Genomic DNA, 12,389 nt, shown 5'->3' with positions numbered 1-12,389 from the left:
TTTATTGAAACGAGTTAATTTCCCCTATGTATTTAGTTGATTCCCATTGCCACCTTGATGCGCTGGATTATCAAGGCCTGCATACCAATTTAGACAGCGTTCTCGAAGCCGCCAAACGGCGGGGCGTTGGTGCGTGTTTGGCCGTGTCAACCACGCTGTCCGGTTTTAATAGCCTGAAATCGATGGTTTCAGGCTATCCGCAGGTGTACCTTTCCTGCGGTGCCCACCCGTTGAACTTAGACGAAGTCTATCAACCCGAGGAGCTACTACGGTTGGCATCTGACGAGCGGGTAGTTGCGCTGGGCGAGACCGGTCTGGACTATTTTTATCAAAAGGATAACCTTCAGCTGCAGCAAACCTGCTTTCGCCAGCATATACAAATAGGGCGTCAGTTGGGTAAACCGGTGATTGTTCATACCCGTGACGCACGTGCCGATACGCTGTCAATTCTAAAACACGAAAAAGCGGAAGAATGCGGCGGCGTGCTGCACTGTTTTACTGAAGACTGCGACACCGCCAGGCAGCTGTTGGATATCGGTTTTTATATTTCGTTTTCAGGCATTGTTACCTTCCGCAATGCGGATGCGCTGCGTGAGGTTGCCCGCTATGTGCCGTTAGAGCGGATGTTAATCGAAACCGATTCGCCTTATCTGGCTCCGGTGCCACACCGTGGTAAAGAGAACCAGCCGGCCTATGTTAGAGACGTGGCTGAATATCTTGCGGTACTGAAAGGGGTTGATGTGGCCGAGCTGGCAGAAGTGACCACGCGGAATTTTAGCCAATTATTCAACGTGACGTTGTAATGTATACGGGCGGTTTACCGCCCGTATAAGACTAAACGGGAACATTATTACGCGAATAAATACTGGCCGTTATATTTTTATGCTGATAATATGCGCACGCCTTCAAAGTACCACCGCGTTTAATCCTCTTCTACGCAATATCATATGCTCATCTGGGTAAGTTTTTTTGTGCCTGTTTTACCGAATTTATTCACCTAACCTGATTAGCTGACTAAATCCTAGGTAATAAATACAGGGCATGTAAAGGATAGATAGCATCATGGATATGCAATCAAGAAAGTACGGCAGGACATTTCATTACCCGTTTTCACCGGGAACAACGAGTGACGACCGGATTAATCATCAATGGTGGCATGATATATCGCTAATAGAACGATTAGTGCACACCGAAAAACTGGATGGTGAAAATAACTGTCTAAATAAATATGGCGTTTTTGCACGTTCGCACGGCGCATCAACGCAGTCTGCATGGACACAGCAAATTCGCCAGCGCTGGCAATTGATTAAAGATGACTTAGGCGATATTGAGATATTTGGTGAAAATCTTTATGCGATTCATTCTATTGAATATCGGCAGCTTGAAAATTACTTCTTTGTATTTGCCGTGCGCTGCAAAGATGTCTGGTTAAGCTGGGAAGAGGTTAACTTTTATGCCGATCTCTTTGATTTTCCTTGTGTCCCAGAAATTGAAGTATCACCCGTTGCTGACGGTGAAGCTCATTTTAGTCAGATGATAATTAATCATGCTCAACAAAGTAGTCGATTTGATTCATGGGATATCTCTACTCAGGCAGCAAGCCCGATGGAAGGCATTGTCAGTCGAAATCGTGCAGAGTATCCGGTATCTGATTTCGCTCATCAGGTGTTTAAATATGTTCGTAAAAATCATGTTAAAACCGACGTACACTGGAAGAGAAATTGGAAGCGAGCGGCACTATCTTTTGAAACCTCAAGGATAGGTGAGTGATATGACGTGGACTCTAAGTGAAAATAAGTCGTGGGCGTTTTTAGAAAAGAATTACGCTTGGGTCGCCGATATGAGAGGCGTTGAACAAGACCCCTCATATCATACTGAAGGCGATGTTGCTGAGCATACTCAAAGGGTATTGGAATCATTAGTGTCATTACCTGAATACGCTGAGCTGACACCGTTAGAGCAAGAGATCCTTTGGGCGGCTGCGTTGTTGCATGATGTCGAGAAACGAAGTACCACCAAAGTGGATACGGATGGAAAGATTATTTCACCGGGGCATGCTAAGCGCGGTGAGCTTACGGTTAGGAAGCTATTGTTTAAACAGATCCCGACGCCGTTGGCGATCAGAGAATCAATAGCGGCGTTAGTTCGTTACCACGGGTTACCTTTATGGATAATGGAAAAACCGGACCCACAAAAAGCGCTGCTTTTAGCCTCATTGCGGGTAGATACTTATTTATTAGCCATTTTGGCTAAGGCTGATGTGCTAGGGCGAGAATGTTCGGATGCCGATGAACTGCTGAGCAGAATAGAGCTATTTGAACTCTATTGCCGTGAACAGTTATGTTGGCGGCAACCGCGAGAGTTTTGCTCTTCGGAAGCGCGGTTCAACTATTTTGCTAGCGATAGTCGGGATTTAAACTACCAGCCTTATGATGATTACAAAAGTAGGGTGACTTTACTGTGTGGCTTACCGGGAATGGGAAAAGATCGCTATCTTCAATATCATTATTCGGCGTTACCGGTGGTTAGTCTAGATGATATTCGTCGGCAGCTTAAAATCAAGCCGGATGATAAAATGGGTACCGGACGGGTAGTTCAGCAGGCGAAAGAGCAGGCTAGGATGAAACTCCGTGTGGGCGAAGATTTTGTCTGGAATGCAACTAACATCACTTATCAGATGCGTCAGCAATTGATAAGCCTGTTTGTCAGCTATAACGCTTGGGTTCGAATTGTTTATCTGGAAGTACCCTACGATCGCTGGCGGGTACAAAATAATAACCGTGAATATGCGGTGCCGGAAAAGGTTCTAGAACGGATGTTGAGTAAACTTGAATTGCCTACGCCCGATGAAGCTCATGACGTGATTTACCATACCGACTATTGATGATGATTATAAACAAAAACGCCGTTCGGTAAACCGCACGGCGTTTTTTTAAACCTAAACTAGGTCGATGGCTTGAGGTAATTAAACCAGATTCTTAGCGACAAATTCCCAGTTAACCAGTGCCCAGAAGTTTTCTAAATATTTAGGCCGAGCATTGCGGTAGTCGATGTAGTAAGCATGTTCCCATACGTCGACGGTCAAGAGTGGCTTATTACCGTCAGTCATCGGGTTAGCGGCATTAGAGGTGTTTACAATTGCTAATGTGCCGTCAGCCTTCTTCACCAGCCAGGTCCAGCCTGAGCCGAAGTTTTTGATAGCAGAATCAGTTAACTGCTCTTTGAATGCGGCAAAAGAGCCAAAGTGCTTTACGATGAGATCGGCAACTGCACCCGTCGGTTCTCCACCGGCTTTTGGTGACAGGCAATTCCAATAGAACGTATGGTTCCACACTTGCGCCGCGTTATTAAAAATTCCGCCGGAAGATTTAAGCACGATCTCTTCCAGCGATTTTCCTTCAAACTCAGTCCCTTTGACTAAGTTATTCAGGTTAACAACGTAGGTATTGTGATGTTTACCATAGTGATATTCTAAAGTTTCAGCCGAGATGTGTGGTTCTAAACCGTCTTTAGCATAAGGTAGGGCTGGTAATTCAAACGACATTTGATTGCTCCTCAAGAAAAAATAGAATGCTCATTGATTTCTGTAACCCTAAACCGGCTGTTATCTGAATCATGAGTCATTTGAAAAAAAACTGTTGTTACATTGTTATAAGATATGATTTTATCAACTTTTTTTTATATTAAAAGAGGGAGATAGGAAAAGGTCAAAATGTTAATCGCCGTAATAACCGGTGAGCGACCTGATAGCGGGGAATTAGAGTGAATAAAAAATTGGTTGCACGATGGGTTGAAGCGGTAAAACTCAACGAGGTATTCTGATTGCAACTTATGCAGTGTAACTCCATACCAATCTGCTACAATAAAGCCCTGCGAAAGAGAGCAATTTTCTTATCGATACAGCCCGCTACCATAGTAAAACAATGAGCGCCACGCATGCTTGAGGAAGCAAGACAATGACAACAATAGAAAAAATTCAGCTTCAAATTGCTGAAAACCCAATCCTACTGTATATGAAAGGCTCGCCTAAGCTACCGAGCTGTGGCTTTAGCGCTCAGGCTGTACAGGCTTTGTCTGCCTGTGGTGAACGTTTTTCTTATGTCGATATTTTACAGAATCCGGATATTCGTGCCGAGCTGCCTAAATATGCTAACTGGCCAACTTTCCCACAGCTGTGGGTTGAGGGTGAGCTGATTGGTGGCTGTGACATTATTTTAGAAATGTATCAGCGCGGTGAATTACAGCCGTTATTGAAACAGGCCGCATTAAAATACGGTGCTCAAGACGCTGAATAGTTTTCTGCTTTGATATAAACAACCCCCGGAAGCCTATGCTTGCGGGGGTTGTTTTTTTAATCTTTGACCTGTTGGTCCGGGGTTAAAGGCCATCCGCCCAGTTTCTTCCAGCGGTTCACCAGTTCACAAAATAGCTCAGTTGTGCGCTCCGTATCGTATAGCGCCGAGTGAGCCTGAGAGCTATCAAAAGCAATACCTGCAGTCAGACAGGCTTTGGCCAAAACGGTTTGCCCCAACACTAATCCGCTAAGCGCGGCAGTATCAAAGGTAGCGAAGGGGTGGAACGGATTGCGTTTTAGCCCCGTTCTGTCGCATGCGGCCATTAGAAAACCGTGATCGAAAGCCGCATTGTGTGCCACAACGATTGCCCGGTTACAGTTTTGCTCTTTGATGCCGTTTCGCACCATTTTAAAGATGGCGTGTAACGCCTCATATTCACTGACCGCACCGCGCAGAGGATTCGTTGGGTCAATACCGTTAAACGCCAAAGCGTCGGGAGAGAGTATTGAGCCTTCAAAAGGGTCTACGTGAAAATGCAATGATCGATCTTTGATCAACCACCCTTGTTCATTCATTTTTAAGGTAAAAGCGGCTATTTCTAATAAAGCATTGGTTTTTGCGTCGAACCCCGCAGTTTCTACATCAATAACAACGGGATAAAAGCCACGAAATCGATCGCTTAAACTGTTTTGAGTATTATTATCAGCCATGTCTACCTATTCTTAACGCCGTTTTAAAAAATCAGAGGGCTATTATGCCAAATTTTGTTGTGCCTTGCAGTCAGCATCATTCTGAAGGATGCAAAGAAATCCGTTTTAACCATTTTTGAGTCAGCGAACGCCGATAAAGCGCCCGTTTGGCTACGCAACGACAAGGTTAGTTGCCTAATGCGTCACTGGCCTGTTTGTTTTCAATTAGCTCAATTTTATAGCCATCCGGATCTTCAACAAAAGCGATAACGGTGGTGCCGCCTTTGACTGGACCTGCCTCTCTGGTTATTTTTCCACCGGCTTTGCGAATTTGTTCACAGGTCTGCGCAACGCTATCAACGCCTAGTGCAATATGGCCAAACGCGTTACCCATATCATAGCTTTCAACGCCCCAGTTATAGGTCAGTTCAATGACTGAACCTTTGCTTTCGTCGCCGTAGCCAACGAATGCCAGAGAATATTTATATTCAGTATTTTCGCTACTGCGCAGCAGATTCATGCCGAGTACTTGGGTGTAAAAATCGATAGACCGCTGTAAGTTACCAACGCGTAGCATGGTATGAAGTAAGCGCATGTTGTTATCCTCTTTATGGTAGAACCAGAACGTTCAATTAGGCGGAAAGTATACTCTGATGTCTATACCCGGTTGAAGCTTTCTATTTATCACTACATTTATCATTATCTTTATCATTAATGAAAAGGGCAGAGAACCATTGACCCATCTGGTTTCCTTGCTTTTTAGCCCGGTTCAATCTATTACCTATTAATAGGGCATTTAGTCATAGGCTTTGTCACTACGTCTACGGGCATCGGGTGTTATCATGGCACAACAGCTTGAGTTTTTTGATATTCCATCCCCTTGCCGGGGCATTTGTCAAAGCGATGCTCGGGGATATTGCTTGGCATGCTTAAGAAGCAGGGAAGAACGTTTTCACTGGACCATCATGAGTAATAGTCAAAAGCGTGATGTTCTTCGGTTATGCCATCAGCGGCAGTTAGCCCGCAATAGAAAGTCAGTAGATAAAAACAATTCAGATCCCCAGCACCCCACATTATTTTGATTTACCAATAGGGTAATTATTTTATTCATTGAATTTTCTTAATTAATTCAATAACCGACCGATTTAAATAGGAAGAGGTATTATTTGAATTACTGCAATAGCGGTACATTTGCAGCATAATGAATATGCTTATATGAGTAAGCATATTTAAAAAGGATGAACTATGAAACGTTATTTAACCGCTCTGGCTATTTTGGTTGCCTGTGCTGGCGCTCAGGCTGCAATGATTGAAGTTCCTGTTAATAGTGTTTCTGCTGAAGGAGTTGGTCAATCAATCGGTAATGTGGCCATCAGCGAAACTGAATATGGTTTACTGTTTACACCCAACCTTAAATCATTACCCGCAGGCGTTCATGGGTTCCATATTCATGAAAAGGCCAGCTGTGAATCCGCTACTAAAGATGGCAAAGCGGTGGCCGCTCTGGCTGCCGGTGGTCATTTTGACCCTGACAATACGGCAAAACACTTAGGTCCTTATGCCAATGGACATCTGGGTGACTTACCTGCCATCTATGTGGCCGTAAACGGTACGGCAACCACGCCAGTGCTAGCCCCTCGTTTAAAAACCATTGCTCAAATTAAAGAGCATGCACTAATGGTTCACGCCGGTGGTGATAACCATTCAGACCACCCGGCACCGTTAGGCGGTGGGGGAGCAAGAGCTGGATGCGGTGTGATTAAATAATCTGATGATTATGGTTCAATGTATCGCTTACCGTTTCTGACGATGTCATGTATCCGTGCCGCCTTTGTGGCGGCACTTATCTTTATTAACTCATTAATAATTAATTTAATTATTTTAATGAGCGTGAAGGAGTGTTTAATTTGTTAAAAATATTAAGTGTGTGGATTGATTTATCGGCTAAAATTAGTTCTATAGGGCCGTGATGGATACATTTGTCGTATGCAGTAAATTATTATTGAATGTTTTGATTATTGGCATTTTTATAGGAAGAAAAGTCATAATTGAATCCTAATTACCCATATTTACTTATAGATTAGGTTATCATATGAATTCTAAAACCCAATATACGTTAGGTGCAGATATAGCAAAGCTGGTACGAAGCTGGCGTAGTATTATTGACCTTCGCCTTAAACCCGTTGGTTTAACACAAACCCACTGGATCACGCTTTACTATTTAAATGGTTTACCACCAAACCAGTCACAAATTCAATTAGCTAAAGCGATTGGCATAGAGCAACCCTCCTTAGTTCGTACGCTCGATCAATTAGAACGCCGTGGTTTAGTTCGACGAGATCCTTGCCCATGCGATCGTCGGGCAAAAAAAATTAATCTGACTGAAGAAGCAAAACCGATACTAAGTCAGGTCAGTGAAGTTGTTGATAGCGTAAGAGACGGTATTTTATTGGATGTGGAAGAGCATGAGCTGGCCGTTTTCGTTAATCTGGTTAGAAAGCTTGAACAGAACATTGCTAATATGGCAAGTAAGTAAATTGCCTTTTGCATAACCGTTACCGGATATGCATATCTACCTGATGATAAACAGTATTTCTTGGCGTAGAGCGCATAAGTATTATTCAAGATTAATGATATCAATGCTGGCATTATTGCTGACTTCATTTTGAGGTGGCAATTAACGGAGATTTTGATTTAATACCTATCCCATATTATCTGATTTCCTTCAGAACAATAAGCGTAGATAAAAAGGTATTAATGATGATATCTGGTAAATATATCGGTGTTATGTCTGGAACCAGTTTAGACGGCGTTGACGTTGTTATTGCTGACATTAGCGCCTCAACGGTTATTCAAAAAGCAAGTTATTCACATCCTATGCCACCTGACATAAAGCAAAGTATTCTCGCCATATGTCAGGGGCAGCTAGCAACACTTTCTCAAATTGGTCAATTAGACCTGCGCTTAGGCATACTGTTTGCCGAAGCGGTTCAGGGATTATTAGACCAATATCAAATTCCTGCCTCAGATATCTTAGCGATAGGTAATCATGGTCAAACCGTCTGGCATCAGCCGGAAGGGCAATATCCTTTTACCATGCAGCTTGGGGATAACAATCGCGTCGCTGCGATGACCCAAATTACCACCGTAGGGGATTTTCGCCGCAAAGATATGGCATTCGGTGGGCAGGGCGCGCCATTAGTTCCCGCTTTTCATCAGGCCCTATTAGCCACGCCCGATGAGCGTCGGATGGTATTGAACATCGGTGGAATTGCTAATTTATCTTTGCTGATCCCCGGCGTTAACGTGAGTGGCTTTGATACCGGGCCGGGCAACATGTTGATGGATGCCTGGATTGAAAAACATCAGGGAAAAAGCTTCGATAGAGATGCCGTATGGGCTCGTCAGGGCAGCGTTAATTTCCCGCTGCTATCGGCCATGTTATCCGATCCATATTTTGGTTTGGCCGCACCGAAAAGCACCGGTAGAGAGCATTTTAACCTGCAATGGCTGTCTCGCCAGCTTGAGTCGTTTGCACAGGTTTCGCCTCAGGACGTGCAGGCAACGCTAGCGGAACTCACCGCGGTGAGCATTGCTGACCATATCCAGCGTGCCGGCGGCTGTGAGCGATTATTGGTTTGTGGCGGAGGTGCCCGTAATCCTCTTCTGATGGAACGTATGGCTCGGCTGCTCCCAGATACCGTTGTTGATACCACCGATAACCATGGCATTAGCGGTGATGATATGGAAGCGATGGCCTTTGCCTGGCTGGCGGCCAGAACGCTTTCCGGATTACCGGGAAATATTCCTTCTGTGACCGGCGCCTCAAGGCCTACGGTTCTGGGTGCTGTTTACACTCCCTAGGCGAGAATAATTGATACAATATCTGGTATGCTATACTTGACGTGAGATAATCCACGTCAGGAGTGAAACATGAAAAAGTTAACGTTAAGCTTAGCGCTAGTAACTCTGGTTGGCACGTTAGTCGGTTGTAGTAATAATGTTGCTAAGACCGATAAAACAACGACTGAAACGTTGTTACATTATCAATGTGGGAATCAACCGTTAGACATTCGATTAAATGCTCCCGCACAACAGGTTCGCGTTATTATTGATGGAACTGACCAACTGCTTCATCGGGTTGCTTCGACCTCAGGCACTCAGTACAGCAACGCTTACTATTCCTTTTGGTATAGTGCCGATAACGCTATGATTTTACGCGGTTCTACCATCATTCTTAATGACTGCAAAATAATCCCTTAGTCTGAGCATATTTTCTTCACTTACTGCGTTAGAGCGTTTGAAATCCTGACGTAGTAAGTGCAAGATAAGGCAAAATTAGATCTCTATAGGTTTTCTGGTTATGCCGAATCAATTCAATAGTGATATTGCCGATCTGCGGCGGGAATATACTCAAGGTGGCCTACGCCGTAAAGATTTACCGCCAGAACCCTTAACGTTATTCGAACTCTGGCTAAAACAGGCCTGCCACGCCCAAATTCCCGATCCTACTGCGATGGTGGTGGCTACGGTTGATGAACAGGGCCGTCCCTATCAGCGAATAGTTTTACTAAAACACTATGATGAAAAAGGCTTCGTTTTCTATACCAATCTGGGTAGTAGAAAGGCACAGCATATCGGCCACAATAACAATGTGAGTCTGCTGTTTCCGTGGCATATGTTCGAGCGTCAGGTCATCGTTTCCGGTAAGGCTGAACGCATCTCTACAATGGAAGTGGTGAAATATTTCCATTCCCGTCCTAAAGATAGCCAGATTGCCGCATGGGTATCGCAGCAGTCTTCTCGCATATCGACCCGTGGTGTACTTGAAAGTAAATTTCTTGAACTAAAGCAGAAATTCTTACAGGGTGAGGTTCCACTGCCGAGCTTCTGGGGTGGATTTCGCGTCAGCATTGAGTCGATGGAATTTTGGCAAGGCGGCGTAAACCGGCTCCATGACCGATTTATCTATCAACAGACAGAAAATAATTGGAATATTGACCGTTTAGCGCCTTAACCCCTAGCCATTGGCTTACGTGACGTTTATTCTATCCGGCTTAATAAAAACGATTTATACATTGCGATAATAAAACTGAATATCTATCGCAGCTTAATAACAACGGAGTTATGTATTGATGGCGAATAACCTGATTAAACAATTGCAAGAACGCGGTCTGGTCGCCCAGGTGACGGATGAAGTCGGGCTATCAGAGAGACTGGCTCAAGGGCCAATAGCTCTGTATTGCGGCTTTGATCCCACCGCTGACAGCTTGCATTTGGGCCATTTGGTTCCGTTATTATGCTTAAAGCGCTTTCAGTTGGCGGGTCATATGCCAGTGGCATTAGTGGGTGGCGCGACCGGCCTGATTGGCGATCCAAGCTTTAAAGCGGCCGAGCGTAAGCTCAATACCGAAGACACGGTTGGCGACTGGGTTGAAAAAATCCGCCAGCAGGTTTCCCCGTTCCTCGACTTTGACTGCGGCAGCAACAGCGCCAAAATGGCCAATAACTACGACTGGTTTGGCGGAATGAAAGTGCTGACCTTCCTGCGTGATATTGGTAAACACTTCTCTGTTAACGCCATGATCAATAAAGAAGCGGTTAAACAGCGTTTGAACCGCGACGACAGCGGTATCTCGTTTACCGAGTTTTCCTATAATTTGTTGCAGGCCTATGACTTCGCCTGCCTGAATGAAGAGCACGGCGTTGAGCTGCAAATTGGTGGTTCAGACCAGTGGGGTAACATTACTTCCGGTATCGATTTGACCCGTCGTCTACATCAGAATCAGGTATACGGCTTTACCGTACCGTTAATCACCAAGTCTGACGGTACTAAGTTTGGTAAAACTGAAGGCGGGGCAATTTGGCTGGATCCGAGAAAAACCAGCCCATACAAGTTCTACCAATTCTGGATAAACACCGCCGATGCCGACGTTTACCGTTTCTTAAAATTCTTCACCTTCATGACGCTAGAAGAGATTAATGCGTTGGAAGATGAAGATAAAAACAGCGGTAAAGCGCCGCGTGCACAGTATGTTCTCGCTGAAAACGTGACTCGATTAGTCCACGGTGAATCAGGCCTTGAAGCCGCTAAGCGTATTACTCAAAGCCTGTTCTCCGGTGAGCTTAATGATATTACCGAAGACGATTTTGCTCAGCTAGCTCAGGACGGTATGCCAGCGATAGCCCTTGAGTCGGGTGCCGATTTACAGCAGGCTTTAGTCAATTCTGAACTGGTACCTTCCCGCGGCCAGGCAAGAACCATGATAGCCTCTAATGCGGTAACGATTAACGGCGAAAAGCAGTCAAATCCGGAATATGTGTTTGTAGACAGCGATCGTTTGTTTGGTCGTTACTCTCTGCTACGCCGGGGTAAAAAGCATTACTGTTTAGTCTTCTGGCAATAAATGATTGTCTAAATTGGCCGTGAATGCGGCCATTTTTTTGTTTTTATGCATAGCGTAAATCGTCTGACTCCTGACACAACGTATCCGATGCGTTTAATTATTTAGAGATAATCCCAAAATGAAAAATATTCTATCCATTCAATCCCACGTGGTTTATGGCCATGCGGGCAACAGCGCTGCGCAATTTCCTATGCGTAGAATGGGTGTAAACGTATGGCCTTTGAATACGGTTCAGTTCTCTAATCACACGCAATATCGGCAATGGGAAGGCTGCGTAATGCCCGCCAGCCATTTGACCGATATTGTTCGTGGCCTCAGTGAGATTAATCAGTTAGAGCGCTGTGATGCCGTTTTGAGCGGTTATATTGGCTCTCCGGAACAGGGAACGCATATTCTTGATGCGGTTGCTCAGGTTAAGGCGGCTAATCCTGCCGCATGGTATTTTTGCGATCCGGTCATGGGCCACCCGGAGAAGGGCTGCATTGTTGCGCCCGGCGTTTCTGAGTTTTTCTGCAAACAGGCGATGCCGGTTAGTGACATGATGGCGCCAAACCTGCTGGAGTTAGAGCAACTGTCGGGAAAAACCTTAACCAATGTTGATGAAGTGATTACTGCGGCGCGAAGCCTGTGTAAACAGGGGCCGAAAGTCATTTTGGTTAAACATCTTAGCCGCGCCGGATATCGTGCCGACGCCTTTGAAATGGCGTTAGTCACCCCTGATGATGCTTGGCATATCAGTCGTCCGTTGGTTGACTTCGGGCCTCGTCAGCCGGTTGGCGTTGGTGACATTACCAGCGGATTACTGTTGGTCGATTTATTACTCAAGAAGCCGTTGCCACAGGCGTTAGAGCACGTTACCGCCGCCGTGTATGAGATTATGCTGGAAACCCAGCGCCGCGGAGAATATGAGCTACAGATCGTGGCGGCTCAGGATAAGATCGTTAATCCTGAACATCATTTTGAAGCAGTAGCGCTGTGAGTTAAGTTATCCCATAAAC

The 12,389-nt window shown here is 45.1% G+C and carries 15 protein-coding genes; 12 read left to right on the top strand and 3 right to left on the bottom strand.

Features of this window, described 5'->3' with window-relative positions:
• Nucleotides 1-26 precede the first annotated feature (26 nt).
• From GVI43_RS08495 to GVI43_RS08485, 3 genes are all read left to right on the top strand, one after another.
• Entirely contained in the window at nt 27-803 is a 777-nt protein-coding gene (locus tag GVI43_RS08495; protein ID WP_159566430.1) for a metal-dependent hydrolase, read from the top strand.
• Between the two features lie 259 nt (nt 804-1,062).
• On the top strand, nt 1,063-1,770 hold the full coding sequence (locus tag GVI43_RS08490; protein ID WP_159566429.1) for an RNA ligase family protein: 708 nt from the start codon (nt 1,063-1,065) through the stop codon (nt 1,768-1,770).
• Nucleotide 1,771: 1 nt separating this feature from the next.
• The gene (locus tag GVI43_RS08485; protein WP_159566428.1) at nt 1,772-2,884 is read left to right on the top strand and encodes an AAA family ATPase; all 1,113 of its coding nucleotides are present in this window, start codon (nt 1,772-1,774) and stop codon (nt 2,882-2,884) included.
• An 81-nt stretch (nt 2,885-2,965) separates the two neighbouring features.
• Here the strand turns inward: GVI43_RS08485 and sodB are convergent, their stop codons facing one another.
• Entirely contained in the window at nt 2,966-3,544 is a 579-nt protein-coding gene (gene sodB / locus GVI43_RS08480) for a superoxide dismutase [Fe] (RefSeq protein ID WP_159566427.1), read from the bottom strand.
• Nucleotides 3,545-3,956: 412 nt separating this feature from the next.
• Between sodB and GVI43_RS08475 the strand changes: the two genes are divergently transcribed.
• Entirely contained in the window at nt 3,957-4,295 is a 339-nt protein-coding gene (locus tag GVI43_RS08475) for a Grx4 family monothiol glutaredoxin (RefSeq protein WP_159566426.1), read from the top strand.
• A gap of 56 nt (nt 4,296-4,351) precedes the next feature.
• Here the strand turns inward: GVI43_RS08475 and rnt are convergent, their stop codons facing one another.
• Both rnt and gloA read right to left on the bottom strand, forming a co-directional pair.
• Nucleotides 4,352-5,005, bottom strand: a complete 654-nt coding sequence (rnt, locus tag GVI43_RS08470) for a ribonuclease T (RefSeq protein ID WP_159566425.1) — start codon at nt 5,003-5,005, stop codon at nt 4,352-4,354.
• 166 nt (nt 5,006-5,171) lie between these two features.
• Nucleotides 5,172-5,579 carry a lactoylglutathione lyase gene (gene gloA, locus GVI43_RS08465; protein ID WP_159566424.1) on the bottom strand — a complete coding sequence of 136 codons (408 nt, stop codon included), beginning with the start codon at nt 5,577-5,579 and terminating at the stop codon, nt 5,172-5,174.
• A 247-nt stretch (nt 5,580-5,826) separates the two neighbouring features.
• Here gloA and GVI43_RS08460 point away from each other — a divergent pair, with 247 nt between their 5' ends.
• The 8 genes from GVI43_RS08460 (at nt 5,827) to pdxY (ending at nt 12,370) form a co-directional block, all read left to right on the top strand.
• Complete coding sequence (locus GVI43_RS08460; protein ID WP_159566423.1) at nt 5,827-6,066, top strand: DUF1289 domain-containing protein; 240 nt, start codon at nt 5,827-5,829, stop codon at nt 6,064-6,066.
• A 163-nt stretch (nt 6,067-6,229) separates the two neighbouring features.
• A complete protein-coding gene (gene sodC / locus GVI43_RS08455; RefSeq protein WP_159566422.1) occupies nt 6,230-6,751 on the top strand; it encodes a superoxide dismutase family protein in 522 nt (173 codons plus the stop codon).
• Nucleotides 6,752-7,076: 325 nt separating this feature from the next.
• Entirely contained in the window at nt 7,077-7,520 is a 444-nt protein-coding gene (gene slyA, locus GVI43_RS08450) for a transcriptional regulator SlyA (protein WP_159566421.1), read from the top strand.
• Between the two features lie 224 nt (nt 7,521-7,744).
• Nucleotides 7,745-8,848 (top strand): anhydro-N-acetylmuramic acid kinase, encoded by a 1,104-nt coding sequence (gene anmK, locus GVI43_RS08445; protein ID WP_159566420.1) that lies wholly within the window; start codon nt 7,745-7,747, stop codon nt 8,846-8,848.
• 69 nt (nt 8,849-8,917) lie between these two features.
• A complete protein-coding gene (locus tag GVI43_RS08440) occupies nt 8,918-9,247 on the top strand; it encodes an MliC family protein (protein ID WP_159566419.1) in 330 nt (109 codons plus the stop codon).
• Nucleotides 9,248-9,347: 100 nt separating this feature from the next.
• Nucleotides 9,348-10,001: a pyridoxamine 5'-phosphate oxidase gene (gene pdxH / locus GVI43_RS08435; RefSeq protein WP_159566418.1), complete on the top strand. Its 654-nt coding sequence runs from the start codon at nt 9,348-9,350 to the stop codon at nt 9,999-10,001.
• A gap of 115 nt (nt 10,002-10,116) precedes the next feature.
• Nucleotides 10,117-11,391, top strand: a complete 1,275-nt coding sequence (tyrS, locus tag GVI43_RS08430; protein WP_159566417.1) for a tyrosine--tRNA ligase — start codon at nt 10,117-10,119, stop codon at nt 11,389-11,391.
• A 118-nt stretch (nt 11,392-11,509) separates the two neighbouring features.
• Nucleotides 11,510-12,370 carry a pyridoxal kinase PdxY gene (gene pdxY, locus GVI43_RS08425; protein ID WP_159566416.1) on the top strand — a complete coding sequence of 287 codons (861 nt, stop codon included), beginning with the start codon at nt 11,510-11,512 and terminating at the stop codon, nt 12,368-12,370.
• Nucleotides 12,371-12,389: the final 19 nt, after the last annotated feature.

The sequence above is a fragment of the Budvicia diplopodorum genome, assembly GCF_009800925.1.
Taxonomy (GTDB): Bacteria; Pseudomonadota; Gammaproteobacteria; order Enterobacterales; family Enterobacteriaceae; genus Budvicia; species Budvicia diplopodorum.
This window is presented reverse-complemented; position numbering and strand designations above follow the sequence as displayed.

What these genes read in the sequence shown, in the direction of transcription:
- GVI43_RS08495 (WP_159566430.1), top strand. Translation starts at nt 27, where the DNA reads ATGTATTTAGTTGATTCCCATTGCCACCTTGATGCGCTGGATTATCAA.
- GVI43_RS08475 (WP_159566426.1), top strand. Translation starts at nt 3,957, where the DNA reads ATGACAACAATAGAAAAAATTCAGCTTCAAATTGCTGAAAACCCAATC.
- GVI43_RS08460 (WP_159566423.1), top strand. Translation starts at nt 5,827, where the DNA reads ATGGCACAACAGCTTGAGTTTTTTGATATTCCATCCCCTTGCCGGGGC.
- GVI43_RS08490 (WP_159566429.1), top strand. Translation starts at nt 1,063, where the DNA reads ATGGATATGCAATCAAGAAAGTACGGCAGGACATTTCATTACCCGTTT.
- gloA (WP_159566424.1), bottom strand. Translation starts at nt 5,579, where the DNA reads ATGCGCTTACTTCATACCATGCTACGCGTTGGTAACTTACAGCGGTCT.
- GVI43_RS08485 (WP_159566428.1), top strand. Translation starts at nt 1,772, where the DNA reads ATGACGTGGACTCTAAGTGAAAATAAGTCGTGGGCGTTTTTAGAAAAG.
- GVI43_RS08440 (WP_159566419.1), top strand. Translation starts at nt 8,918, where the DNA reads ATGAAAAAGTTAACGTTAAGCTTAGCGCTAGTAACTCTGGTTGGCACG.
- pdxH (WP_159566418.1), top strand. Translation starts at nt 9,348, where the DNA reads ATGCCGAATCAATTCAATAGTGATATTGCCGATCTGCGGCGGGAATAT.
- slyA (WP_159566421.1), top strand. Translation starts at nt 7,077, where the DNA reads ATGAATTCTAAAACCCAATATACGTTAGGTGCAGATATAGCAAAGCTG.
- anmK (WP_159566420.1), top strand. Translation starts at nt 7,745, where the DNA reads ATGATATCTGGTAAATATATCGGTGTTATGTCTGGAACCAGTTTAGAC.
- sodC (WP_159566422.1), top strand. Translation starts at nt 6,230, where the DNA reads ATGAAACGTTATTTAACCGCTCTGGCTATTTTGGTTGCCTGTGCTGGC.
- rnt (WP_159566425.1), bottom strand. Translation starts at nt 5,005, where the DNA reads ATGGCTGATAATAATACTCAAAACAGTTTAAGCGATCGATTTCGTGGC.
- pdxY (WP_159566416.1), top strand. Translation starts at nt 11,510, where the DNA reads ATGAAAAATATTCTATCCATTCAATCCCACGTGGTTTATGGCCATGCG.
- sodB (WP_159566427.1), bottom strand. Translation starts at nt 3,544, where the DNA reads ATGTCGTTTGAATTACCAGCCCTACCTTATGCTAAAGACGGTTTAGAA.